Consider the following 25295-nt stretch of genomic DNA (forward strand, 5'->3'; position numbering starts at 1 on the left):
ATATTGAGGCAGGCCAAGTCAGCCTTCTGTTAGAATTTAAATGCTGAATACTAGTATGCCAGTTCCCCAATGGATTCGGTATATGGTCTAGTAAATGGGTTCATAAGTAACACAGATTGCCAGTCAGATGTGAGTTTGATAAAAGTGAAAGTACTGATTAGATAAGGTAACACTATAGCGAAGTAAACTCACTGCTTGCACCATTGCAAAAGAACCTTTTATCTACAATTTAATTGTGGTATAAGTAAAGGTGCAAACAGTGATGAGAGTGCATAAATGGTATGACTAGTAGAGGTTAAGTGTTATTATCTTGAATGTAATTATTTTAATTTTTATTCTTTAGATCTAAATATCGAAATGTTTTAAAATGATCCTCGCCAATGTGGGTAGCCATTAGACTGAACACTATTAGTGTAACAAATACCTTACTTATAATTATTCGTTAAATATTTTTCTAACCTTAGTTAAACTTTAACAAGTCTATGTAAATATGAAGTTGAAAAAAATCTACCTAAGCTTAATGGTACTGTCAGTGATGCTGCACTTTAGTTGTAAAAAGGAAATTTATGATTCGACAGGAATCAAACAAAAGTCTTCGTTGGACGAAATTAGCTCAATAAAGGAGAAATATTTCAGTAAAAAATATGGAAGTAAATTATTACAGACTATTAATGATACTACGAAGCTAGACTATAATGTAGATTGGGAGAACTATGAAAAAATTGATGTAAACGACTCTCTTTCATATTATCATTTCCCAATGATTCCATACTCATATAATCCAAAAAGTAGGTCTGAGGAAAGATATGTAAAGGAAATAAACCAAAAAAAATATTTAATAGTTGGTAAATCAAAAATGGACGATTCATTTAGAGTAGCAACATATTATTCGGATTCTATCAAGGATGAATTGGATGTTCAGGTAGTATCTAAGAATTTTTCAGGTAGTGTAACGTATTTTAATTTAGACGCAAACACTCATAGTTTCAGAAAGTACAGGCAAGGAAGTTCAATTAACAGAACTGTACCAAAAAAAGTATCCGGCATAAACTCTAGCTCAACAACTGCCTCTAGCGAAGATTGTTACATGGAATTTCGTTGTTCTTTTAATGGAATTTGTGATGGATACTTAATTGTAACATCTACTTTAGGAAAAGATGCATGTGCTAGTCCTAAAAATTTTTATCCGTCAGAATGTAGGAATTACTTTACAGGTTGGGAGTATGTTCATTCAGATGTAAAGTTTATATGCATAGACGATTATCCCGATCCTGGTATACCTGGAGGGCCCGGAACTGGCCCAGATAATCCAACACCAGGTGATGATGTTGACCCTGATAAGATTCCCTGCCTAGGTGACCCAATCAAATCGCCAACTATAGCTAGATCAAATGCGACTAACATTAATGGTGGCCGTTACGGATATACTCGGACATATAACGGGAAGCCAAAATTCCATCATGGAACAGATATTTATGCACCCGTCAACACTCCAGTTTTCCCATTGACAGGCGGAACAGTGATAAGAGTAGTGAGAGATATTGCACCCGGAACATATATTGAGAGTTCCTTTGGTAACTACATCGAAATAGAGTCAGTTCGGTATTCAGATGGTAAAACAATTAAGTTTCTTTATGCGCATTTAAATTCAATTGGTAGTAATATAAAACCTGGCACCAGAATAACAACACAAACAAATCTGGGACTATCAGGTAATACTGGAAATGCAGCTGGAGTAGATTATCCACATGTTCATATTGAAGCTCGAAAAGATGGTATAAGAATTAATCCAGAACCTTATATTAGAACTAAATTTAATACTAACGGAACAGCTATTGTTGTACCTTGTCCATAAAATCATGAAAAAAATATTCATTTATATTACTATTATTTGTTTGTGTATTGTTGCGATTGTTGAAGCAAAAAATACTACTGTACTCAGTATCTTTGGAGTTCAAAAAGATATGGGGGTTAATTCCAAATTACGAGGCGTTAAAACCCAGGTTGAAGTTGCAGTCAACCAAATTGATGAAGATCCAACAATTGCCCTCGAATCAATTTTCTTATATAAAAGTCGCGCAAGCATCAATTTAGGGAGTCTTAAAAAATCCAACTTTATAAGTGTATTTGGTGAGCCAACTTCGATAGAAACAAAATTTTCTGAGGTATATGATAACACAGTTGTTACTTATAAATATGATGATTGTTTATTTCAATTTCTCGATGATGATTTAGTGACTTTTTACTTAAGAGACCCCACATTTCGTTTGACCCTAGGGATTCTTAGGGAGTATACTGCAGCAACACAATCTACATTTTATTTTCACCAACGATTTACGGATGCGTGGCAAAAGGGTCATGATAAACTAGTGAGGATGTATATAACGAGTAACGGTATAAAATCTGACGCTGCACTTACCTTTATGTTGAAGAATGATCTCACTGATATAGAAAATAACATTATTGTCGGTATAACGTTTCAATTTTAGCTTTTTCAAATTTCACCCATCATATTGAGGTAATCCAAATCATGATTTATCTTATCTATGTCACCTGGCTGATATCAAATTCCAAGTGCAAAGCCAGCAAGAAAATAGTATCTTTTTCTGCTGGTTTTGCGCCATTGGCAAGCTGATACCACTGTCATTAATTGATTCGTGATGTACATTTGCAATATGTCCTGCGCTCTATTCGGAAAAGTGGACAATTTGTTGCCAGGTAGGGGGATGTGGAGCTTAAATATACTTACATCAAAAGGACCAAGATTGAAGCCAACGTAAAAGTATATCTATCTCTGGAAAACCCAAAACATACTAATTAGGAGAAGAAAATGATGCCGCTAAACTTACCTACAATATATCGCTGCCTAATAACAAGATGTGATTTGAACTACTTGACACAGCACTATCAATCCTGAACTGTAAATCCGACTGGGTGAGAAGCTAAATAGAATATTTTAAAATGATCGAATAAAAAACTAATACGAGAGTTGAGTTCCATCAACATTACTTTCCGAAATATTCCTGTTCAGGAAATCAGGTAGCACTCATAGGCGAATCCCGATGCACTTCTATGCACATGCAATATGATTGAGCGCAATAGTCATTATTACCTGAAGGCCATATGCAACTCAAACCTATAGCTCGTTATAATATACCTCTAGGCAACAGAAGTATAAGTTTAACACTATTAGAAACTGGTAAATTACTTATAGCAATGCGGTACTTTCCACAAATGCAGGACGAATTAATAGAATTATTGCTGGCTGGCGCACAAACGAAACAAAGGACTGAATGGTATACACGGTGTTGTTGTAATAGCACAAAACCAAATAGAAACTAGCGAAACAGGAGAGCTTTTTTTCTCCAAATAAGATTTTTAAAGTTCTTTATTCAAGAAAACTTCTAATACAGTTAATAAAATAATAAAGTGAACTCCAAAGCTGAAGAATATTTTTAGGGTTCATTATTATGTCAAAACGCACATATCAGGGGAAACTCGATATAGTTTCTCAATTTAGAAGGGGGATGCCGATACGATGTATATCGGCTAATGCCTCATCCGCAAAGTATGATATGGAATGGATTCTGAAATATGATTTTATATGGTGGAAATGGGCCGTTCTATCTGCCCAAGGTCAAGTTTACGCCTTATTTCAAGAAAAAAGTTGTAAGACTCGTACTTGAAAAAGGGCTACCGTTAATCCAGGTTGTTCTAATTATAAAACAAGGAATACTTGCTTTAGAGAGCTGGATAGACACAATACGCATATGCAGTCCTATAACAACAATAGAATCATGAAGAGTTATAAAGGGCATGAGACAATCAAAGAAGCATCAATTTGAAACAGAATTAGAGAACCAGGCGGAGAATGCCCAATTGTTCGAGAACGCACTATTAAAAGGAGTAGCGTCCTTAATTAACGAAGAAGACCCCACGAACACTTGAGTGGGCGAAAGTCTACGAAGAGAAATAAAGGTCGAACATGATATGGCAATTCTATTGGATGTAAACAGGTGCTCTCGTTCTGTATTTTATTATCATCGCAAGCGCATTAATGATGAAGATAATACACAATTAAGAAGAAGAGATTGTACACATTATTACTTGCATAAAGGAACGTACGGCTATCAGCGGATAACTGCCTAAATGAAGAACTTGGTTGTAGGATAAATCATAAGACTGTTAAAATATTAAATAGATACATTACGCTTGAAATGTGCTATCAGAAAAGTAAACTATCGTTCATATGGTGAGGTCGGTAAAATTGCCCACAATGTACATGAAAGGAATTTTGAAGCAAGTTTACCTAATCAGAAATGGGCTACGGGTTGTTAGTCAGATGATCTACTTGTCTCCTATTATAGACATTTCAATTGGGAAATATTTTCTTGTATTATTTCAAAGTGCAAATGCTAGAGTATATATTTTATGACGCTTTGACAAAGTCCAAATAACAAAGGGACTTATTTTTCTGACCAAGGGCACCTACCGACATTATCAAATATAATGGTTAAGCACATGGAATTATTCAAAGCATGTCCAAGAAAGGGAGACTGCATCAGATAAGGCCTAGCCGAAAGCTTTTTAAAAATCGTGAAGAAATATTTACTATGCACAGAGCTGTTGAAACTGCAAAAGGGTTTATTACTTCATTAAAAGGATCCATTGACTACTATAACAATAATAGAATAAAAAAACAGATCCAAAGGAAAAAGCCCGGTGGAATACCGAGCTCTTGTAAAAAAATTAATTTTATAACCTATCTAACCATTAATGGTCGCACCAACAACCTCCTAATATTCAATATGATGATTGTTAGGGGGTGTAATTCGAAGGAATCAACACGATTTTTGCTTTAATAACCCCAGGTCTAACCGGTGTCGCGGCTTGCTTATCTGAACTTTGTATGTCAATGGCAATACCGCCATTATAATGTTCATAGCTATAAGCATTTTTATTGAAAGTGAAAGGTAATTGGATGAAACTGCTTTCATTGACTGGATGATTAATGTAAACCAATACACCTTCATCATCTAGCGCAATCTGATCAAACTCAGGAATACCAAGTTCAGCAGTTAACGTTAAACCGTCTGCACTTAAAACCCATTGGTTTGGCTGAACAGTATAATTAAACGTCCTGTTTGGTGTTTCGTAATAGATATTATCTTTCTTGCAGGAAGCCAAACCTAGTGTAGCGATGCAAAGTAGGAGTAAAATGCTTTGTTTCATATGCTTGTGTTTCCAAACTGGAAGCAAATATATTGCCACAAATGTCTAAATCGGTTAAACCAAATATTCGAATAAGGTATGGTTGTTATTTAAATCGATATATTCGAACTTAAACTCCTTCATTCTTTCTACAAGCGAGTTATAATCAGAGGGTTTTGCCAATTCTATACCCACCAACGCTGGTCCGTTTTCCCGGTTGGTTTTTTTAATGAACTCAAAACGGGTAATATCGTCCTGCGGACCTAACACATTGTTCACAAATTGTTTCAACGCACCTGGACGCTGTGGAAAACGTACAATGAAATAATGCTTCAATCCTTCATATAACAAAGATTTCTCTTTTATTTCCTGCATGCGCTCAATATCATTGTTTCCGCCACTAATAATGCAGACCACAGTTTTGTTTACAATAACGTCTTTCAGCTGGTCTAAAGAGGCCACAGATAGGGCGCCGGCAGGTTCTACTACAATGGCATCCTGGTTGTATAACTTTAAAATCGTTGTGCACACTTTTCCTTCGGGTACCAGAATCATTTCATCTAACAGTTCTTTACAGTACTGGTAGTTTAGATCGCCTACTCTTTTTACAGAGGCCCCATCAACAAAGCGGTCTACAGTTTCCAGGGTAATAGGGCCGCCGTTTTCCAGGGCTTGTTTCATGGAAGGGGCACCTAATGGTTCTACGCCAATCAATTGTACACCAGGCTTGGTTTGGCGCAGGTAGCTGCTTACGCCAGCAGCCAGTCCGCCACCACCAATGGGCATTACCACCACATCCAGCTCGGGCAGGTCTTCATATATTTCTACACCCACGGTTCCCTGACCTTCAATGATTTTAGCATTGTCAAAAGGGGGAACAAAATGCATTTGGTGAGCTTCAGTATAAATTAATGCCTCCCGCATGCAATCGTCAAAAGTATCACCCACCAGTACAATTTTAATATTGTCGCCACCAAACATTTCTGTTTGAGTCACTTTTTGTTTAGGGGTAATTTCGGGCATAAAGATCACACCCTGTATGTTTAGTTTTTTACAGGAGTGGGCCACACCTTGTGCATGGTTTCCCGCACTGGCGCAGACCACTCCGTTTTTTCGTTCCTGTTCCGTAAGCGAACTGATCAGGTTATAGGCACCGCGTAACTTATAAGAGCGTACAATTTGTAAATCTTCCCGCTTTAGGTAAATATTTGCATTATACTTCTTCGAAAGTCCGGCATTATATACTAAGGGTGTTCTATTAACGGTATCGCTGATTCTCGCTGCAGCGGCAAGAAAATCAAATTCCACTTCTTTAGTTACATTCATGGTTATAAGAATTTATTGATCGCATCCAGGTAGGCATTTGCCGAAGCTTTTACGATGTCGGTACTAAATCCATAACCGACATACTGTTTGCCATCATGGGAAATCTTCATATTCACTTTACTGACGTCATCACTACCGCCATGCATCGCTTGAATGGTAAAGTCTTTCAGTTGTATTTGTTTGCCTATAATGCTATCAATGGCCTTAATGGTGGCGTTAACCGGACCATTACCATTGGCTGTAGCTTCATGCTCCAGGCCTTCAAATTCTAATTTAATGCTTGCCGTAGGACTTAAAGGATCGCCACAAACCACCTGTAACAGGTTTAGTTTATAGCCATTTTTATATGGATTATCTTCGCCATCGCTCATCAAATAAAGCAAGTCGTCGTCGGTAATTTCTTTTTTTTCATCTGCCATGACCAGAAAACGTTCGTAAACATGATCCAGGTTTAAACGATCATTATTGTAGCCAAGGCGAGTTAAATGATGTTTTAAGGCATGACGGCCACTGCGGGCGGTTAGGATGATATCAGCCTGGTTAATGCCCACATCTTCCGGGTTCATGATCTCGTAGTTCTCGCGGTGTTTCAAAAAGCCATCCTGGTGGATACCTGAGCTGTGTGCAAAAGCATTTTGACCGATAATGGCTTTGTTGGGTTGTACCGGCATGCGCATCATGCGACTTACCATGGCACTGATTTCGCTAAAATGTTTGGTGTTTAGGTTGGTGTGTAAGTTTAAGGCATGGTGAGTTTTCAAGATCATGGCTACTTCTTCCAAAGCTGTGTTACCTGCACGTTCACCAATCCCATTGATGGTACACTCGATCTGGCGCGCACCACCCAATACACCGGCAAGGGTGTTGGCGGTAGCTAACCCTAAATCATTATGGCAATGCACGGCAATAATGGCCTGGTCTATGTTTTTAACATGTTCTTTCAGGTAGCGGATTTTTGCACCATACTGCTCTGGCAAACAGTAACCGTTGGTATCGGGAATGTTAACCACCGTAGCACCAGCAGCAATAACAGCTTCCACCATTTGTGCTAAAAAGAAGTCGTCGGCACGGCCGGCATCTTCGGCGTAAAACTCAATATCCTCCACAAATTGTTTAGCATATTTTACCGCATCAACGGCACGTTCCAGAATGGCTTCACGGGTACTGTTAAATTTATATTTGATGTGCATATCCGAAGCGCCGATTCCCGTATGGATACGTGGGCGTTTGGCGTACTGTAAAGCCGCTACGGCTGCATCAATATCTCCTTTGTTAGCTCTTGTCAGCGCACAGATAATTGGTTCCTGTACCGCTTTAGAAAGCTCCACCACACTTTGGAAGTCGCCCGGACTAGAAATTGGGAAACCGGCTTCAATCACATCAACACCCAGGGCCTCTAACGCTTTAGCAATTTCTACTTTCTCATCTGTTGCCAACTGGCAACCAGGTACTTGCTCGCCATCACGTAAGGTGGTGTCAAATACGTAAACTCTATTCGGATCGTGTAACATATGGGTGTGAATTATTGTGTGTTAGTGGATTGTGTAATAAATTTGATGACAAGCTGTCCCATTTCCTTGGTGCCTAACACCTTGTATGGGTTAATGCTTTCATCGGCAATATCATTGGTGCGGAAACCTTCTTTTAATACCTGGTCTACCGCATCAATAATCACTTTCGCTTCGGCTTTTAGTCCGAAACTGATGTCTAACATCAGTGCAGCAGATAGAATAGAAGCCAGTGGATTGGCCAGGTCGCGACCGGCAATATCGTGTGCAGAACCATGGATGGGTTCAAAAAATCCGGTGCCATCGCCAATAGAGGCGGAGGCTAGCATACCCATGGAACCTGCAATCTGCGAGGCCTCATCTGTTAAAATGTCGCCGAATAGGTTAGCTGTTAATACTACATCAAAACGTTTAGGGTCTTTGATCAGTTGCATGGCCGCATTGTCTATAAACATATGTTCTGTTTCCACCTCAGGGTATTGTTTTGCAATTTCCTGTACGGTTTCTCTCCATAAGCGTGAACTCTCCAACACATTGGCTTTATCAACAGAACATAATCTTTTGTCGCGTTGCATGGCTGCCTGGTAAGCTTTATGGGCAATTCGTTCTACTTCATAGCGGTGGTATATCATGAGGTCTGATGCCGTATTGCGGTCTTCAGAACGGGTTTTCTCCCCGAAATAAACATCACCAGTCAGTTCTCTGAAAAACAGGATGTCGGTCCCTTTTAAAATTGCCGGTTTAATGCTTGAAGCATTCAGAAGCTCATCAAACAATAGGATAGGACGCAGGTTGGCATACAGACCCAGTTCTTTCCTGATTTTAAGTAAACCTTGTTCCGGGCGCACTTTCAGGGAAGGATCGTTGTCGTATTTGGCATGACCTACCGCACCAAAAAGGATGGCATCACTATTTCTTGCCTTTTCTAAAGTTTCGTCTGGCAAAGGGTTGCCTGTACTTTCAATGGCCACGTGGCCCATTTCAGCTTCATCAAAGGTAAATTGATGGCCAAAAGCAGTAGCTATTTTTTCCAGTACGGCTTTTCCCCAGGTGGTTACTTCGGGTCCGATACCATCGCCTGGTATCACTAATATATTTTTGTTCATGTGTTTATCTCCTGTTCTAAAATGACATCTATTTGAGTGGCTACGCCTTGATGAAGACTAATTCGCTTGCTAATACTTGCTGGCAAGCGGTTTTCAAAATGCCCTACATAGATTAAGGTTCGGTTGTCGCTGCATATCGCATCCACAAATTGGTTAAATAACCGGGTTTGCTGTTGGTCCAGCCCCTGACAAGGCTCATCGAGGATGAGCAATGGCGGGTTTTTGATGATTGCCCGGGCTAATAAAGCCAGGCGTTGTTTCCCTATTGGGAGTTGTGTTAATAAAGTATGTTCCTCAGCGCTCAGGTCAAATACCTGGAGCAGCTGTTTCACCTGGTCGCTTTGTTGGGTATTGACCGTTCTGAATAGACCTGTGGTGTCAAAAAAACCCGAAGCTACGGCTTGAAATACGGTAGACGAGGGTTCAAAATACCATTGCAGTTCAGGAGAGATAAAACCGATATTGCGTTTAATGTCCCAGATGCTTTCGCCTGTTCCTCTTCTTTTTCCAAACAAGTAAATTTCATTGGCATAAGCCTGAGGGTTGTCGCCGGTTAGCAAACTAAGCATGGTTGATTTTCCAGAACCGTTAGGGCCTTGTAATAACCACTTTTCGCCAGTTTTTACCGTCCAGTTAATGTTATTTAAAATTATTTTGTCGCCATACTTAACCTGCACATTTTTTACTTTTACAAGTTCTCTTTCATCAGTTTCGGCCATGGTTAAAAATGACGGAATGGCAAAAGAGCGGGCTATAGTTGTATCTATTTGATTCACTTCTTTTTGAGCAGAAGTGTAAAGTATTCCTTGGTTTAAGGTAGCATAATGGCTGATGCAGGAAGGCTCGTTACCATCATTACTTATCAGAATCAATTGCATGCCCTGTGCACAGGCGTCATTAATCAGGCTGTTTAAATTTTTCCTGGTGTTAACGTCTAATCCGGTATATGGATTGTCTAATATTAATAGCTGCGGTTGCAACAATAAAGCTTTGCTTAACTGCAGTTTTTTATGCTCGCCACTAGATAACTGAATTAAGGAGGCATCGCGGCGGTGTAATAGCGCTAAAGATTTAAGCACAGCGACAATATCACTTTCCGTTCTTCCTGCTTTGCTAGCATAGGCGGTCATTTCTTCCCATACGGTTACACTGGCTTCCGCTTCGCTGCTGTTGTAACGCTGCTGGTAATAGAAGTTAGCTGTGCCTTGTTTATCTTTAAATGGAAACCATTGCGCTACATACAATACTTTTGCTGCTGCCGTTTCGGCTTCGTTGTACTGCACTTTGATATGGCCGCTAGACTGCATTAATCCAGCAATAACTTTGGCCAAGCTGGTTTTACCGCTGCCGCTGTTGCCCATTAACAACCATTGCTCTCCTTTGTGGATACTCCAGGAAAGCGCCGACCATACCACATTCTTGCGGTAGTTGAGGCTTAGGTTATCGATATGGACAAAAGGTTTAGTCATGAGTTTAAATGCGGTTGTTTTCGAAATTGGTGACGGCTTCTTTTTGGTTTAATATAAAATCGATATCGTCATAACCATTAATCAGACAAGATTTTTTATAAGCATTGATTTCAAATGATTCGTTCTCCAGTGTAGTTTGTAATTCAACCACCTGCTCCTGCAGGTCAACTGTTAATTGTGTTTTTGGGTCTCTGGCTACGGCCTCGAATATTTTGGCTAAAAAGGCATCAGAAACTTGTATTGGTAAAAGGCCGTTGTTCAGGGCATTTCCTTTAAAGATGTCGGCAAAAAAACTGCTGATCACTACTTTAAATCCATGGTCCTGAATGGCCCAGGCCGCATGCTCGCGGCTACTGCCACAGCCAAAGTTTTTACCAGCAACCAGGATTTCACCTGCATAGGTAGGGTTGTTCAATACAAAATCTTCTTTTTTGTTACCATTAGCATCGTAACGCCAATCGCAAAACAGGTTTTCGCCGAAACCTTCCCTGGTGGTTGCTTTTAAAAAGCGCGCAGGAATAATCTGATCGGTATCGATATTTTCAACCGGTAATGGAACCACGGTAGAAGTTAATTTTACAAATTTGTTCATCAGTATATCTTTTAATTTACCGGCTTAAGCCTCGGCTGGTTCCTTTAACATATCTCTTACATCAGTTACTTTACCAGTAATGGCAGCTGCTGCTGCAGTTAAGGGACTGGCGAGTAAAGTACGGGAATTTTGTCCCTGGCGACCTTCAAAATTCCTGTTGGAAGTAGAAACACAGTATTTACCTGCCGGGATTTTATCTTCGTTCATTCCTAAACATGCACTGCAACCTGGTTCGCGCAATTCAAAGCCTGCGGCTTCAAATACTTTGTCCAAACCTTCGGCAATGGCCTGCTGTTCTATTTGTTTAGAACCCGGAACAATCCAAACGGTAACATGTGGTGCTTTTTGTTTGCCTTTAACAAAGTCAGCAATTTCTCGCAAGTCTTCCAGGCGTCCATTAGTACAGCTACCTATAAATACATAGTCGATCGGTTTGCCAACTAACAAAGCATTGCCTTCCAGACCCATATAATCCAAAGCTTTTTGAAAAGAGGGTTGTTCAGATGGTGTCTGACTTGCGGTGGAAGGGATGTGCTGACTAATACCCATACCCATACCTGGGTTGGTACCATAAGTAATCATTGGTTCGATAGCTGCAGCATTAAAATGAAGCGTTTTATCAAATTCCGCATCTTCATCACTGTACAATGTTTTCCAATTGGCCAATGCTTTATCCCATTCTTCGCCTTTAGGGGCAAACTCTCTGCCTTTTACATAGTCGAAAGTGGTTTCATCAGGTGCAATTAATCCACCACGGGCACCCATTTCGATGCTCATGTTACAGATGGTCATACGGGCATCCATGCTCAGGTTTTTAATGGCTGATCCGGCATATTCGATGAAGTAGCCTGTACCACCTGCAGCAGAGATTTGTGAAATGATGTAGAGAATAATATCTTTTGCGGAAACGCCCTTACCCAGTTCGCCATTCACTTCGATTTTCATGGTTTTAGGTTTCTGCTGCAATACACATTGCGTTGCCATCACCTGTTCAACCTGTGATGTACCTATACCAAAGGCTATACAGCCGAAAGCGCCATGAGTGGAAGTGTGACTATCACCACAAACTATGGTAGATCCAGGTAGGGTAATGCCTAACTCAGGACCGATAATGTGCACGATACCCTGGAAAGGATGGCCTAGGCCATACAGTTCTACGCCAAATTCTGCACAATTTTTAGTTAACATGTCTACCTGGTAACGGGAAAGTTCTTCCTTGATGGGCAGGTGCTGGTTAAGTGTAGGCACGTTATGATCTGCCGTAGCAATAGTTTGTGCTGGCCTGAATACCGGTAAGCCTCTTTTTCTCAAACCATCAAAGGCCTGCGGGCTGGTTACCTCGTGAATGAAGTGTGTGTCAATGTATAAAATATCGGGAAAACCCACGTCGCTTTTGACGACGTGAGCATCCCAGATCTTTTCCACTAATGTTTTTCCCATGAGGGTTAGTTTTTATAAGATTAAGCTTGAGTTTCTTTTTCTGCTGGTTGGTTTTCAGGACGTAAACTACGTACAGTTTTACCTGCCTGCCATAGTTCGCTGTCGCGAAGTTCTGCAAGTTCAGCATTAAGTTTCTCGCGGTAATCAGGTTGGCTGTTCGAATCAATAGAACGTTGTGATTCTTTACCTGTAGCTACGCTATTGTATAATTCTTCGAAAACAGGTTTAGTAGCATCTCTGAATTTCTTCCACCAGTCTAAAGCACCACGTTGTGCTGTTGTAGAGCAGTTAGCATACATCCAGTCCATACCGTTTTCTGCTACCAATGGCATTAAACTCTGTGTTAATTCCTCAACCGTTTCGTTGAAAGCCTCAGAAGGCGAGTGTCCATTGGCGCGCAACACATCATATTGTGCAGCGAAAATACCCTGGATACAACCCATCAACGTTCCACGCTCACCAGTTAAATCACTGAAAACTTCTTTTCTGAAATCAGTTTCGAATAAGTATCCGCTACCTACCGCAATACCTAAAGCGATAACACGGTCATACGCTTTACCCGTTGCATCCTGGAAAATGGCGTAACTAGAGTTTAACCCACGTCCTTGTAAGAACATGCGACGTAATGAAGTACCTGAACCTTTAGGTGCTACTAAGAAAACGTCAACATCTGGTGGAGGAATAATACCTGTTTGTTCGTTGAAAGTAATACCGAATCCATGAGAAAAATATAATGCCTTACCTGGAGTTAAGTGTTTTTTAACTGTTGGCCACAATTCAATTTGTGCAGCATCACTAAGTAAGTAACAAATGATGGTACCGCGTTCTAATGCTTCTTCAATTTCAAATAAGTTTTCACCAGGTACAAATCCATCAGCAATTGCTTTATCCCATGTTTTTGAATTTTTACGTTGTCCAACTATTACTTTGATGCCATTGTCTTGTTGATTTAAAGCTTGACCGGGACCTTGAACGCCATAGCCAATGATGGCTACAACTTCTTTACTCAATACTTCCTGTGCTTTTGCTAACGGAAATTCTTCACGTGTTACTACGTTTTCTTCTTTTCCGCCGAAATTTAATTTTGCCATGATCTTTTTATTGGTTTTATGATTGGTTGTTTATTAAAGCAATAGACAAAAGTCTATTACATGGTAAATACATTGTCTTGTTTGTCCAGGAATTCGTTTTCCACTACATCCTGTCCGGGTTCTTTTCTTTCAAACTCACGTAGTTTGGCATTGAAGCCTTCACTATCTTTAATGATGGCCACACGGGCACTTCTCACAAATTCAATGAGGCCATATGGCTGCAACACTTCAATCAGTTTGTCGGTTTCTTCGCGGTGTCCCGTAGTTTCAAACACGGTGTAATCTTTACGGATCACCACAGCTCTCGCACCATTTTCGCGGAGTAAACGTTCTACCAGTACTTTTTCGGTAATGGTATCTGTAGGTACTTTATATAAGGCAAGTTCTTGCCAGATAATGTCCTCGTTGGTGTTAAAATACACTTTCAGTACCTCGATTTGTTTTTCAATCTGACGTGAAAGTTTACGTACCACATCTTCCGTTTCGTGGATAACGATATTAAAACGGTGGATATGTTCAATTTCAGAAGGAGAGGTATTTAAGCTCTCTATATTGATTTTTCTTCTGGAAAATATAATAGCGATACGGTTTAATAAGCCGATCTGGTTTTCAGTGTATACGGTAATGGTAAATTCCTGTTTGGTATTTGCCATTTCTATAGCATGGGTATTGCTCATGATCGTTGTTATTTTAATCTGATTTCACTTACACTACAGCCCTGAGGTACCATAGGGAATACATTATGTTCTTTTGCCACCATTACTTCCAACAGGTATGATCCTTTATGTTGCAGCATGGCTTCCAGAGCAGGAATCAGGTCCTCACGTTCCACTACTTTTTTGCCGGGGATATAATAAGATTCAGCAAGTTTTACAAAATCAGGGCTGGTAATATCCACAAAAGAATACCTTCTGTCGTTAAACAGTTGTTGCCACTGGCGTACCATGCCTAAAAACTGGTTGTTTAAAATCATGATTTTCACATCCACACCAAATTGCATAATGGTTCCTAACTCTTGTAGCGTCATCTGGAAACCGCCATCGCCAATTACGGCCACTACGGTACGGTCGGGTGCACCATATTTAGCACCTATGGCTGCTGGTAAGCCGAAACCCATCGTACCTAAACCACCGCTGGTTACATTGCTGCGGGTGTTGTTAAATTTAGCATAGCGGCAAGCTACCATTTGGTGCTGACCAACATCACTTACAATGATAGCTTCCCCTTTGGTTAATACGTTTAACTGGTTGATTACTTCGCCCATCGTGATTTCGCCGGTACCTGGGTTCAATTCCGGATCGATTAAATCTTCTTTTTCTATTTTAGCAAAAGCGTGAAACTCTTGTACCCATGCTTCATGATCACCTCTTTCTACCAACTCGGTTAATAAGGGAAGTGTTTCTTTACAATCACCCCATACCGGCACATCAGCTTTCACATTTTTATCTATTTCTGCCGGGTCGATATCCAGGTGTACAATTTTAGCTTGTTTAGCGTATTTATCCAGGCGACCAGTTACACGGTCATCAAAGCGCATACCGATGGCGATTAACACATCGCAGGAATTGGTTTGTACATTCGGGCCGTAGTTACCGTGCATGCCCAACATACCCATGTTTAAAGGGTGATCTGTTGGAATAGCACCAACACCTAAGATGGTCCATGCGGCTGGAATGCCGCTTTTTTCTACAAAAGCCTGAAATTCTTTTTCTGCTTCACCTAACAAAACACCCTGTCCAAATAAAATGAACGGTTTCTTTGCACTGTTGATCAATGCGGCGGCCTGTTCTATATATTCTTTCCTGATTTTTGGGGTAGGACGGTAGCTGCGGATATGATCGCAAGGGGTATAACCATGGTAATCGAAAACCTGCAATTGTGCGTTTTTGGTAATGTCAATTAACACCGGCCCTGGTCTGCCTGTTCTGGCAATATAAAAGGCTTTGGCCAATACGCCTGGAATTTCACTCGCATCCGTTACCTGGTAATTCCATTTGGTTACTGGTGTGGTAATGTTAATTACATCAGTTTCCTGAAAAGCATCGGTACCTAATAAACTGGCGAATACCTGTCCGGTAATGCATACTAATGGTGTGCTATCAATTTGTGCATCAGCTAAACCGGTCACCAAATTGGTAGCCCCTGGTCCACTAGTTGCGAAAACAACGCCAACCTTGCCTGAACTGCGCGCAAAACCTTGGCCGGCATGAATACCACCTTGTTCATGTCTGACCAGTATATGGTTTAATTTCTCTTTGTAATCATACAAAGCATCATAAATTGGCATGATGGCGCCTCCAGGATAACCGAAAATAGTTTCTGTTCCTTCGGCAATTAATCCTTCTAATAAAGCTACGGAACCGGTAACCTGCGTAGTTTGCTTAGGTTCGGTTAGGGTGGCTGCTTCCGTTTGTGCTATATCCATGTTATTATGTTTTTGGTGTTTGTCAATCTTTTAATCGGTGTAAGCGTCGGTTACACAACCTTCACTGGCATCGCTTACTTGTTTATGGTATTTATATAATACACCGCCTTTTACCGGTGGTGGTAACTGCGTCCAGGCTGCTCTGCGAACGGCTAGTTGTTCGTCTGTGATGTTCAACTGTAGGATATTGTTAACCGCGTCGATGGTAATGATGTCGTTATCATGAACCAGGGCGATGTTTCCACCATCCCAGGCCTCAGGTGTGATGTGACCTACAACGAAACCATGTGTTCCGCCAGAGAAACGGCCATCTGTGATTAAAGCCACAGATTTACCCAAGCCTGCACCAATGATCGCGGAGGTAGGTTTAAGCATCTCAGGCATACCCGGAGCGCCTTTAGGGCCAACCTGTCTGATCACAACTACATCTCCTTGATGTACTCGTCCGCTTTGGATACCGGCAATCAATGATTGCTCGCCATCAAAAACCCTAGCCGGGCCTTCGAAACGTTCTCCTTCTTTACCGCTAATTTTTGCTACCGAACCTTTTTCGGCCAGGTTGCCATACAACATTTGCAGGTGACCAGTAGCTTTTAAAGGCCTGCTTACAGGAAGGATAACCCGTTGTTGGGTGAAGTCCAGATCTATTGCATCAGCCACATTTTCTGCCAATGTTTTTCCAGTTACCGTCAGGCAATCGCCATAGATCAAGCCTTCTTTTAATAAATATTTTAAAATTGCAGGTACACCACCAATCTCATGAACATCCTCCATTAAATATTCACCGCTTGGTTTTAAATCAGCCAATACCGGGGTGCTGTTGCTGATCTGTTGGAAATACTCCAGCGTTAAAGTGATTCCTACAGATTTAGCCATGGCAATCAGGTGAAGCACCGCATTGGTAGAACCACCTAACACCGTAACTGTAACGATTGCATTGTGAAATGCACGTTCGGTCATAATTTGTGAAGGCAGAATATTTTGTTCCAGGAGTACCCTGATGGCACGTCCTGCATCTAAACATTCTTGTTTTTTATGCTCGCTTAATGCAGGGTAGGAGGAGCTGTAAGGTAAACTCATGCCTAAAGCCTCGATGGCGGAAGCCATGGTGTTGGCGGTGTACATACCACCGCAGGCGCCTGCACCTGGACAGGTATGCCTAATAATTCCCTGGTAATCTTCTTCAGATAGTTTTCCAGCCAATTTCTCTCCAAGAGCTTCAAATGCTGAAACAATGTTTAAAGATTTTCCTTTGTAATTACCGGAGTGAATACTTCCACCGTAAACCATAATGGCCGGACGGTTTAATCGACCCATCGCCATTATTGACCCTGGCATATTTTTATCACAGCCTGGTAAAGCGATAACTGCATCATAGTATTGTCCGCCACAGATCGTTTCAATCGAGTCTGCAATCACATCCCGTGAAACCAGCGAGTAACGCATGCCAGGTGTTCCGTTAGACATTCCGTCACTTACACCAATGGTATTAAAGGTTAAACCAACCATGTCGTTTTTCCACACACCTTCCTTTACAATTTTTGCCAAATCGTTTAAGTGCATATTGCAGGTATTGCCATCATAACCCATGCTGGCAATGCCCACCTGGGCTTTATTGAAATCGGCATCGGTAAGGCCAATTCCATACAACATGGCTTGTGCGCCTGGCTGTGTTTGGTCTTGTGTAAAAACTTTGCTGTAACGGTTTATCTCGGTTGTTTCTGACATTTTATTATATAATTACTTCGTAGTTCTGTTTTTCTAACACTAAGGCTTTGTAAGTACGCTGGATGGTTGCACCAACGCTGTCCGGCCACTTTACAGGGTATTTAACACCATCTATGGACTCGATTCCTGCTATTTCGGCTGCGGTGCCGCAGAAGAAAGCGCTGTCTGCTTCTTTAAGTTCATCCACACTAAGCACTTTTTCTATACATTCAATATCCAGGGTTTTACATAAACCAATAACGGTTGCCCTGGTAATGCCAGGTAAAATGTGCCCAAGGGGAGGTGTGTAAAGCTTTCCGTTTTTTTCGATGAAAACATTTGCGCCTGGTGCTTCGGCCACATTGTTGTGCATATCCAACAGGAGGGCTTCATCGTAACCATTTTTGGTGGCTTCGGTGGTAGCGAGTATGGAGTTTACATAATGTGCACTAATCTTGGCATCGATAGGAATAGACTTAGGGTTCGGTCGCTGGTAACTTGATAAACCAACTTTTAATTGTTTATGACCAAGGTATGCGCCCCATTCCCATGCACAGATCATGATGGAAACTGATTTGGGTGCCGACAAAGTCATGTTGGCTCCACAAAACACTAATGGGCGTATATAGGCATCATTCAGGTTGTTTAAACTTAATATTTTATAGGTTTCTCTGATCAATTGGTCAATATCCCAGGTAAATGGAATGTGGGCTAATTCGCAGGAACGCTTCAAACGCTCAAAGTGTGCTTTTGCTTTAAAAATACGGGTGCCGTTATGGGTTTTGTATGCCCTGATTCCTTCGAATGCTGCATACCCATAATGTAAAGACTGGCTATACAAGTCGGTATTGGCGTCGGTTGCTTTAACGAAAGAACCGTTTAAGTAGATGACTGTTTTATCATTATAGTATGACATGGCTTTTTCGGTTGATATCTGTTACGCTAATTATTTATTAAAAAAGCGCCTCTTTTGGAGGCGCTTCAGTCTTTTTGATTAAATACTCGTTTACAGCGCCTTGTACTCCTGGTTTAGCAGCAGTAGGTTTAGGTTAATAATGACGTTGTAAAAGTTGTTAATCATGGTGTACATGTTGTGGTTCTTTTGTTTGTTTTAGTAATTACAATTTAAGAGAAGACGGCTAAGGTTGCAATAGCTGGCTGAAATATTTTGAAAAAAAATTAAATATTGTTAATATGTTTAATTTGTTATTTTTATTTGGCCTAAAAGGCGTAATTGATACAATTGACGGGACGAAATAGACCAAATATGAATTCGGTATTCGGTATAGTTATTATGCCAACATATTATTTTTTGACAAATTCGGCGTGAAATGCCTGAAACCCTTCATAAAGTTTGAAAATTTTAAAAAAACAGGAGCCAATAAAAAAGCCCCCCACAAATGAATGTGAGGGGCTGTATATTATTAAATTAGATATTAAGCAACACCTTCGGCTAAAACAATAATTTTGTTTTTCAAAACCTCCACAACACCACCTTTGATCACAAAGGTTTGTTCGTTGGCATTGCCTTTAATAATTACTGGTCCGTCTTCTAAAGTAGAGATAATCGGTGCATGGTCTCTCAAAATTTGAAAAGAACCCATGGTACCTGGTACGGTAACCGATGTTACTTCGCCTTCGAATACTTTTTTATCTGGTGTTAAAATTTCTAATGTCATATATATATGTTATATGCGCTTTAATTAAGCGTTTGCTTCAGCTAATATTTTCTTACCTTTTTCAATCGCTTCTTCAATACCACCTACTAAGTTAAATGCTGCTTCTGGATATTCATCTACTTCACCATCCATAATCATGTTAAATGCTTTGATGGTTTCTTTAATGTCTACCAATACGCCTTTTAAGCCGGTGAACTGTTCTGCCACGTGGAAAGGTTGTGATAAGAAACGTTGTACACGACGTGCACGGTGAACGGTTAATTTATCCTCTTCAGATAACTCATCCATACCCAGGATGGCAATAATATCCTGAAGTTCTTTATAACGTTGTAAAATTTCTTTAACACGTTGTGCACAGTTATAGTGCTCATCGCCTAATACTGCTGGCGATAAGATACGTGATGTAGAATCTAGTGGATCTACCGCTGGGTAAATACCAAGCTCAGAGATTTTACGGGATAATACAGTAGTAGCATCTAAGTGGGCGAAAGTTGTTGCCGGAGCCGGGTCAGTTAAATCATCTGCAGGTACGTAAACCGCTTGTACAGATGTAATTGAACCACGTTTAGTTGAAGTAATACGCTCTTGCATTAAACCCATCTCTGTAGCCAAAGTTGGTTGGTAACCTACCGCTGATGGCATACGACCCAATAGGGCAGATACTTCAGAACCAGCCTGCGTGAAACGGAAAATGTTATCAACGAAGAATAAGATATCTTTACCAGCACCTTCACCATCTCCATCACGGAAATATTCAGCAACTGTTAATCCAGATAAAGCAACACGTGCACGTGCACCAGGAGGCTCGTTCATTTGTCCGAACACCAATGTAGCTTTAGATTCTTTTAATTTCTCGGTATCAACTACAGAAAGATCCCATCCGCCTTTTTCCATCGAATGAAGGAATTCATCACCATAGTTAATTACACCAGATTCGATAAACTCACGTAAAAGGTCATTTCCTTCACGTGTACGTTCACCTACACCAGCGAATACAGATAAACCAGCATGCGCTTTTGCGATGTTGTTTACCAGCTCCATGATCAATACGGTTTTACCTACACCCGCACCACCGAATAAACCAATTTTACCACCTTTAGCATAAGGCTCTAATAAATCGATAACTTTAATACCGGTAAAAAGAACTTCAATTTCAGTTGATAAATCTTCGAATTTTGGGGCAGCAGCGTGAATTGGTTTACCATTAGCTTTATCAATTGTATTGATTCCGTCAATAGCATCACCAACAACATTGAACAAGCGACCTTTAATTTGCTCACCAACGGGCATTTTAATAGGGGCACCAGAGTCAACAACGTCCATACCGCGAACCAAACCATCGGTTGAGTCCATTGCGATTGCACGAACACGGTCTTCACCAAGGTGCTGTTGAACTTCTAAAACGACCTTCTGACCGTTTTCTTTTGTAATTTCTAAAGCCGAGTAAATCTTAGGTAAATAAGCATCGACAGCAAAACTTACGTCAACTACCGGGCCTATAATCTGCGCTATTTTTCCAATGTTAGGCATATATTGTTTTGGGTAAAATTATAAATATCAAAATGTTAAAGGCTGTTTTACGGCCCTGTAATTTGGTCTGCAAAGTTAAGTTTTTTCCACTTATATTGTATACATAAATAAAAAGTTTTTCAACTGTTTTTTAATTGATACTTTAGTCGGGAGATAATTATCCTAAAATCCTGTTCATATATCATGAAAACCATCCTGGTAACCGGAAGTAATGGCCTTTTAGGTCAGAAACTTACCGAAAATATACGATCTTCAAATAAGTACCATTTAATTGCTACCTCCAAAGGGGCAAACCGTTTTCCGGAAGCAACCGGATACAACTATATCGAAATGGATGTCCTGGATCCGCAAAGCATTCACGCTGTATTAGAGAAATATCGCCCGGATGCCGTAATTCATACTGCTGCGATGACCAATGTCGATACCTGTGAAGCTCAGCCTGAAGAAGCATACCAACTGAACGTGGAATCCGTAAAGTCGTTGTTGCGTGCTTGCGAGCAATTTAATATCCAGTTTATACACCTGTCGACAGATTTTATCTTCGATGGCGCTGACGGACCATACGATGAAACGGCCAGCCCAAACCCTTTAAGTTATTATGGCGAAACAAAGTTGGCCGCAGAAAAAGTTGTGCAGCAGGCTACGTGCCCATGGGTCATTATCAGAACCATTTTAGTGTATGGCATCGTAGCAGATTTAAGCAGAAGTAACATTGTTTTATGGGCCAAAGGTGCCTTGGAGAAAGGGCAACCACTGAATGTGGTGAACGACCAGTGGCGTATGCCAACCCTGGCTGAAGATCTGGCTGAAGCTTGTTTACTCGCCGCTGAACGTGAGGCGCATGGTGTTTATCATGTGAGTGGTAGCGACATGATGAGTGTAGTTGAATTAGTGAGGCGTGTGGCAGCTTATTGGAAACTGGATGCAAGCCTGATTAATGAAGTCACCAGCGCCAGCCTAAATCAAACTGCGCCAAGACCCATGCGTACAGGGTTCATCCTTGACAAAAGCCGTAAAGATTTGGGTTATGCACCTCATGGTTTCGAAGAAGGTTTAGCACTGGTTGATCAGCAGCTGCATTTACATGGGCAACATAAAAATGAGAATAAGTTGACCTAAGGGCAATTTTCCAGTATTATATTTACAAAAACAAAAATTAAAACTATGGCTTTACAAACAGGTAATCAAGCACCGGATTTTAAATTATTTAGTTCAGAACTTGAAGAAGTGTCTTTAAGTGATTTTAAAGGGCAAAAAGTAGTGGTGCATTTCTTTCCAATGGCCTTTACAGGTACTTGTACCGAACAATTATGTACCATGAGAGATTCTTTTGGTTATTACGAAGGTTTAAATGCAAAAGTGGTAGCCATATCGGTTGACTCACCATTTACTTTGGCTAAGTTCAAAGAAGAACAAGCTTATCAGTTCCCTTTACTGTCTGATTTTAACAAAGAAACCTCTCAAGCTTACGGCGCATACTACGATGAATTTGTGTTTAATTTAAAAGGTGTGGCCAAAAGAGCGGCTTTTGTGATTGATGAAGAAGGAAATATCAGCTATGCTGAGGTTTTAGAAAATGCAGGTGATCTACCTGATTTTAATGCGATTAAGCAAGCTGTAGAAGCTTAAAGGCGTATTATTGGTAATTATTTTTCAAATTTAATTGCAGAATAGTTGCGTAGTTCAAATGCAAATGTTACTTTTGCATTCCCTTAAACGAAAGGGAAATGCATTTGTAGCTCAATTGGATAGAGCATCTCACTACGGATGAGAAGGTTTGGGGTTCGAATCCCTACAAGTGCACATCAAGCCTTAGAGAAATCTAAGGCTTTTTTATGCGCCAGAATTTCCATTATGGTTCTGCTTAAAGCTTAATTATGCGCTTATCAAATTCAAAATGAGCTATTGTTAAGGGTATGCAGATTATCAGACGAATGCATTGATTAATTATGTCAGGTAGAAGTATAATTTATTTAGTGTAAAAATATACTAATTCTGGCATATTTAGTGTACATTAATTCACATGAGAATACTGCTAACGGGTTCCACCGGTTACATTGCCCAACGTCTACTACCTGTTTTACTGGCCAACAAACACCAGGTCATCTGCTGCGTGAGGGACAAAAGCCGCTTTTCCCTAGAAAAATTTGAAGGTTTTGATATCGAAGTGATTGAAGTCGACTTCCTGAAAAAGGAAAGTCTTGTTCAAATACCACAAGATATCGACGTTGCTTATTACCTCATGCACTCCATGTCATCAGCTAAAGAAGACTTTTCTAAAGCAGAGCTTTTAACGGCCACTCATTTTAAGGAAGCTGTAGCTCGGAGTCAGGCAAAACAAGTCATATTTTTAAGTGGAATTGTTAACAGTGACACCTTGTCAAAACATCTTCAATCGCGATTTAACGTCGAAGATGCCCTGAAGTCTGATCACTATGCATTAACCACCTTACGTGCAGGTATTATAGTTGGCTCTGGCAGTGCCAGTTTTGAGATTATCCGCGACCTGGTAGAAAAACTGCCCGTTATGGTAGCGCCTAAATGGTTAAATACTAAATGTCAGCCGATAGGCATTCGTGATGTAATCAGTTTTCTGGAAGGGGTATTGATGAAAAGTTACGCCTTTAATAAAGCCTATGATATTGGTGGACCAGAAGTTATTACTTATAAGGGTATGCTGTTGCGTTTTGCAAAAGCACGGGGACTTAAAAGACACATCTTTACTGTTCCTGTGATGACACCAAAACTATCTTCTTATTGGTTATATTTTGTTACTTCAGTTTCTTACCCGTTAGCCAGTAGTTTAGTAGAAAGCATGACTGTAGATGTGGTTGCAGAACCTAACGACTTACAGCAAAAATTAAACATACAGCCTATGACTTATGAACAGGCTATTGAACTGGCTTTCGGTAAAATAGAACAAAATCAGGTGGTATCCAGCTGGCGCGATGCAATGAATCGTGATGCTTACCCAGATCGGTTCAAAAAGTTGATCGAGGTCCCTCAGGAGGGTTGTTTCAAAGATGTTAAATCTATGAAAGTAGATGACCCGGAAAGGGTGTTGAAAAACATCTGGTCAATTGGTGGTTCTACAGGTTGGTATTATGCCGATTGGCTCTGGGCTGTCCGTGGCTTTCTAGACAAAGTGTTTGGTGGTGTAGGTTTGCAAAGGGGCAGGACGAGTTTGGATTCCCTCTCCACAGGTAATGTTATAGATTTCTGGCGTGTAATCCTTGCAGATAAAAATAATAAACGGTTATTGCTATATGCCGAGATGAAGTTGCCGGGAGAAGCCTGGCTAGAATTTAAAATAGATAAGGACAATGTATTTACACAAACGGCTACTTTCCGTCCCTTGGGTATTCCAGGCAGGATGTATTGGTATGCTGTTTTACCCTTCCATGCTTTTATCTTTAAAGGAATGATGCAAAATCTTGTTCAGCATCAAGCCTCAGCAGCTGAGTTATAACGCTCCCCGGGATTTTAATTCATGATAGTTTTCAAGTTTCTGAAGCAGCCTCACTAAATCCATCTTTTCAGGATAGGATAGGGGCGCTGTCACATTCCGCGATGCCATTTTTATGTTCTCCATACTTTCCATTAATTGCTGTGTCCCTTTTTCAGTAATGTGTATCATCCTGTTTCTTTTATCATGACTTGTTGCTGATTGTTCAGCCAACCCACTGCTAATTAACCTGTTCACAATTTGTATACCTGCAGATTTTTCATGAACATTTAATTTAATTAATGCCGTTTTTGTCATGCTTCCAAAGGAAACCAGACTAATTAAATAAATAAAGTCATCAGGAGTAGAAAAAGGAGTATCTACAATTGCCTCCTTAGCGTGTAGCTTTGCATACCGGTACAAATGTACCAGCGATGTATTAATTACACTGTCGGCCGAACGCCCACTCGATTTACCCAACCATTCTGGTTCTGGGAGTGTCAGGTTTCCTTGCTTTTTTTGATATTCATTTAACCATTGTCCAAATAACAATACGTCTTGCGTATGGTGTTCAGATTCCTGCTCGTAAATTTTAACCAAATCAACTAAATCTGTTACTAAATCGTAATACATCTTTATTTATTTTCTGTTAGCAAATATACAAATTTAGTATTAATATGTACTAATTAGATTGATAGCAGATTGCTCTAGTAGCATAAATAGTATAAATTTATACTAAATGGCATAATGTTTGGTGGGAAATTTG

21 protein-coding genes and 1 tRNA gene are annotated in these 25295 nt (G+C 40.4%); 7 read left to right on the forward strand and 15 right to left on the reverse strand.

Features of this window, described 5'->3' with window-relative positions:
• Positions 1 to 490 precede the first annotated feature (490 nt).
• From IWX76_RS17385 to IWX76_RS18105, 3 genes are all read left to right on the forward strand, one after another.
• Positions 491 to 1855, forward strand: a complete 1365-nt coding sequence (locus IWX76_RS17385; RefSeq protein WP_196861301.1) for a M23 family metallopeptidase — start codon at positions 491 to 493, stop codon at positions 1853 to 1855.
• Between the two features lie 4 nt (positions 1856 to 1859).
• Positions 1860 to 2489, forward strand: coding sequence for a hypothetical protein (locus IWX76_RS17390; RefSeq protein WP_196861302.1), 630 nt, complete (start codon positions 1860 to 1862; stop codon positions 2487 to 2489).
• A 1327-nt stretch (positions 2490 to 3816) separates the two neighbouring features.
• Positions 3817 to 3948 carry a hypothetical protein gene (locus IWX76_RS18105; protein WP_334642138.1) on the forward strand — a complete coding sequence of 44 codons (132 nt, stop codon included), beginning with the start codon at positions 3817 to 3819 and terminating at the stop codon, positions 3946 to 3948.
• Between the two features lie 870 nt (positions 3949 to 4818).
• Here the strand turns inward: IWX76_RS18105 and IWX76_RS17395 are convergent.
• The 14 genes from IWX76_RS17395 to atpD all read right to left on the reverse strand — a co-directional run bounded on the left by IWX76_RS17395 (position 4819) and on the right by atpD (position 21084).
• Positions 4819 to 5232 (reverse strand): hypothetical protein, encoded by a 414-nt coding sequence (locus IWX76_RS17395; protein ID WP_196861303.1) that lies wholly within the window; start codon positions 5230 to 5232, stop codon positions 4819 to 4821.
• Positions 5233 to 5286: 54 nt separating this feature from the next.
• Entirely contained in the window at positions 5287 to 6537 is a 1251-nt protein-coding gene (ilvA, locus tag IWX76_RS17400) for a threonine ammonia-lyase IlvA (protein WP_196861304.1), read from the reverse strand.
• Positions 6538 to 6539: 2 nt separating this feature from the next.
• Entirely contained in the window at positions 6540 to 8048 is a 1509-nt protein-coding gene (locus tag IWX76_RS17405) for a 2-isopropylmalate synthase (protein ID WP_196861305.1), read from the reverse strand.
• A gap of 11 nt (positions 8049 to 8059) precedes the next feature.
• Positions 8060 to 9151 (reverse strand): 3-isopropylmalate dehydrogenase, encoded by a 1092-nt coding sequence (gene leuB / locus IWX76_RS17410; RefSeq protein WP_196861306.1) that lies wholly within the window; start codon positions 9149 to 9151, stop codon positions 8060 to 8062.
• On the reverse strand, positions 9148 to 10620 hold the full coding sequence (locus tag IWX76_RS17415) for an ATP-binding cassette domain-containing protein (protein ID WP_196861307.1): 1473 nt from the start codon (positions 10618 to 10620) through the stop codon (positions 9148 to 9150). Before IWX76_RS17415 ends, leuB begins: the two co-directional genes overlap by 4 nt.
• Before the next feature lie 4 nt (positions 10621 to 10624).
• Positions 10625 to 11212: a 3-isopropylmalate dehydratase small subunit gene (gene leuD / locus IWX76_RS17420; RefSeq protein ID WP_196861308.1), complete on the reverse strand. Its 588-nt coding sequence runs from the start codon at positions 11210 to 11212 to the stop codon at positions 10625 to 10627.
• A 24-nt stretch (positions 11213 to 11236) separates the two neighbouring features.
• Complete coding sequence (leuC, locus tag IWX76_RS17425) at positions 11237 to 12652, reverse strand: 3-isopropylmalate dehydratase large subunit (RefSeq protein ID WP_196861309.1); 1416 nt, start codon at positions 12650 to 12652, stop codon at positions 11237 to 11239.
• Between the two features lie 20 nt (positions 12653 to 12672).
• Positions 12673 to 13743 carry a ketol-acid reductoisomerase gene (gene ilvC, locus IWX76_RS17430; RefSeq protein ID WP_196861310.1) on the reverse strand — a complete coding sequence of 357 codons (1071 nt, stop codon included), beginning with the start codon at positions 13741 to 13743 and terminating at the stop codon, positions 12673 to 12675.
• A 56-nt stretch (positions 13744 to 13799) separates the two neighbouring features.
• Positions 13800 to 14420 carry an acetolactate synthase small subunit gene (gene ilvN / locus IWX76_RS17435; protein WP_196861311.1) on the reverse strand — a complete coding sequence of 207 codons (621 nt, stop codon included), beginning with the start codon at positions 14418 to 14420 and terminating at the stop codon, positions 13800 to 13802.
• A gap of 8 nt (positions 14421 to 14428) precedes the next feature.
• Positions 14429 to 16168 carry a biosynthetic-type acetolactate synthase large subunit gene (gene ilvB, locus IWX76_RS17440; RefSeq protein ID WP_196861312.1) on the reverse strand — a complete coding sequence of 580 codons (1740 nt, stop codon included), beginning with the start codon at positions 16166 to 16168 and terminating at the stop codon, positions 14429 to 14431.
• Between the two features lie 30 nt (positions 16169 to 16198).
• The gene (ilvD, locus tag IWX76_RS17445; RefSeq protein ID WP_196861313.1) at positions 16199 to 17896 is read right to left on the reverse strand and encodes a dihydroxy-acid dehydratase; all 1698 of its coding nucleotides are present in this window, start codon (positions 17894 to 17896) and stop codon (positions 16199 to 16201) included.
• 4 nt (positions 17897 to 17900) lie between these two features.
• Complete coding sequence (locus tag IWX76_RS17450) at positions 17901 to 18791, reverse strand: branched-chain amino acid transaminase (protein WP_196861314.1); 891 nt, start codon at positions 18789 to 18791, stop codon at positions 17901 to 17903.
• 520 nt (positions 18792 to 19311) lie between these two features.
• The gene (gene atpC, locus IWX76_RS17455) at positions 19312 to 19554 is read right to left on the reverse strand and encodes an ATP synthase F1 subunit epsilon (protein ID WP_196861315.1); all 243 of its coding nucleotides are present in this window, start codon (positions 19552 to 19554) and stop codon (positions 19312 to 19314) included.
• Between the two features lie 24 nt (positions 19555 to 19578).
• A complete protein-coding gene (gene atpD / locus IWX76_RS17460) occupies positions 19579 to 21084 on the reverse strand; it encodes a F0F1 ATP synthase subunit beta (protein ID WP_196861316.1) in 1506 nt (501 codons plus the stop codon).
• A 183-nt stretch (positions 21085 to 21267) separates the two neighbouring features.
• On the opposite strand from atpD, the gene IWX76_RS17465 reads away from it, so the two are divergent.
• The 4 genes from IWX76_RS17465 (at position 21268) to IWX76_RS17480 (ending at position 24553) form a co-directional block, all read left to right on the forward strand.
• Positions 21268 to 22203, forward strand: a complete 936-nt coding sequence (locus IWX76_RS17465) for an SDR family oxidoreductase (RefSeq protein ID WP_196861317.1) — start codon at positions 21268 to 21270, stop codon at positions 22201 to 22203.
• Between the two features lie 45 nt (positions 22204 to 22248).
• Entirely contained in the window at positions 22249 to 22713 is a 465-nt protein-coding gene (locus tag IWX76_RS17470; RefSeq protein WP_196861318.1) for a redoxin domain-containing protein, read from the forward strand.
• Positions 22714 to 22813: 100 nt separating this feature from the next.
• Positions 22814 to 22887: transfer RNA gene (locus tag IWX76_RS17475), tRNA-Arg, on the forward strand.
• Between the two features lie 220 nt (positions 22888 to 23107).
• Positions 23108 to 24553, forward strand: coding sequence for an SDR family oxidoreductase (locus tag IWX76_RS17480; protein ID WP_196861319.1), 1446 nt, complete (start codon positions 23108 to 23110; stop codon positions 24551 to 24553).
• Here the strand turns inward: IWX76_RS17480 and IWX76_RS17485 are convergent.
• Positions 24548 to 25162 (reverse strand): MarR family winged helix-turn-helix transcriptional regulator, encoded by a 615-nt coding sequence (locus IWX76_RS17485; RefSeq protein ID WP_196861320.1) that lies wholly within the window; start codon positions 25160 to 25162, stop codon positions 24548 to 24550. The genes IWX76_RS17480 and IWX76_RS17485 overlap by 6 nt on opposite strands.
• Positions 25163 to 25295 lie beyond the last annotated feature (133 nt).

The organism is Pedobacter sp. CAN_A7, assembly GCF_015752175.1.
Classification (GTDB): Bacteria; Bacteroidota; Bacteroidia; order Sphingobacteriales; family Sphingobacteriaceae; genus Pedobacter.

Coding starts and splice junctions, on each gene's coding strand:
- IWX76_RS17385 (WP_196861301.1), top strand. CDS start 491: ATGAAGTTGAAAAAAATCTACCTAAGCTTAATGGTACTGTCAGTGATG.
- IWX76_RS17390 (WP_196861302.1), top strand. CDS start 1,860: ATGAAAAAAATATTCATTTATATTACTATTATTTGTTTGTGTATTGTT.
- IWX76_RS18105 (WP_334642138.1), top strand. CDS start 3,817: ATGAGACAATCAAAGAAGCATCAATTTGAAACAGAATTAGAGAACCAG.
- IWX76_RS17395 (WP_196861303.1), bottom strand. CDS start 5,232: ATGAAACAAAGCATTTTACTCCTACTTTGCATCGCTACACTAGGTTTG.
- ilvA (WP_196861304.1), bottom strand. CDS start 6,537: ATGAATGTAACTAAAGAAGTGGAATTTGATTTTCTTGCCGCTGCAGCG.
- IWX76_RS17405 (WP_196861305.1), bottom strand. CDS start 8,048: ATGTTACACGATCCGAATAGAGTTTACGTATTTGACACCACCTTACGT.
- leuB (WP_196861306.1), bottom strand. CDS start 9,151: ATGAACAAAAATATATTAGTGATACCAGGCGATGGTATCGGACCCGAA.
- IWX76_RS17415 (WP_196861307.1), bottom strand. CDS start 10,620: ATGACTAAACCTTTTGTCCATATCGATAACCTAAGCCTCAACTACCGC.
- leuD (WP_196861308.1), bottom strand. CDS start 11,212: ATGAACAAATTTGTAAAATTAACTTCTACCGTGGTTCCATTACCGGTT.
- leuC (WP_196861309.1), bottom strand. CDS start 12,652: ATGGGAAAAACATTAGTGGAAAAGATCTGGGATGCTCACGTCGTCAAA.
- ilvC (WP_196861310.1), bottom strand. CDS start 13,743: ATGGCAAAATTAAATTTCGGCGGAAAAGAAGAAAACGTAGTAACACGT.
- ilvN (WP_196861311.1), bottom strand. CDS start 14,420: ATGAGCAATACCCATGCTATAGAAATGGCAAATACCAAACAGGAATTT.
- ilvB (WP_196861312.1), bottom strand. CDS start 16,168: ATGGATATAGCACAAACGGAAGCAGCCACCCTAACCGAACCTAAGCAA.
- ilvD (WP_196861313.1), bottom strand. CDS start 17,896: ATGTCAGAAACAACCGAGATAAACCGTTACAGCAAAGTTTTTACACAA.
- IWX76_RS17450 (WP_196861314.1), bottom strand. CDS start 18,791: ATGTCATACTATAATGATAAAACAGTCATCTACTTAAACGGTTCTTTC.
- atpC (WP_196861315.1), bottom strand. CDS start 19,554: ATGACATTAGAAATTTTAACACCAGATAAAAAAGTATTCGAAGGCGAA.
- atpD (WP_196861316.1), bottom strand. CDS start 21,084: ATGCCTAACATTGGAAAAATAGCGCAGATTATAGGCCCGGTAGTTGAC.
- IWX76_RS17465 (WP_196861317.1), top strand. CDS start 21,268: ATGAAAACCATCCTGGTAACCGGAAGTAATGGCCTTTTAGGTCAGAAA.
- IWX76_RS17470 (WP_196861318.1), top strand. CDS start 22,249: ATGGCTTTACAAACAGGTAATCAAGCACCGGATTTTAAATTATTTAGT.
- IWX76_RS17480 (WP_196861319.1), top strand. CDS start 23,108: ATGAGAATACTGCTAACGGGTTCCACCGGTTACATTGCCCAACGTCTA.
- IWX76_RS17485 (WP_196861320.1), bottom strand. CDS start 25,162: ATGTATTACGATTTAGTAACAGATTTAGTTGATTTGGTTAAAATTTAC.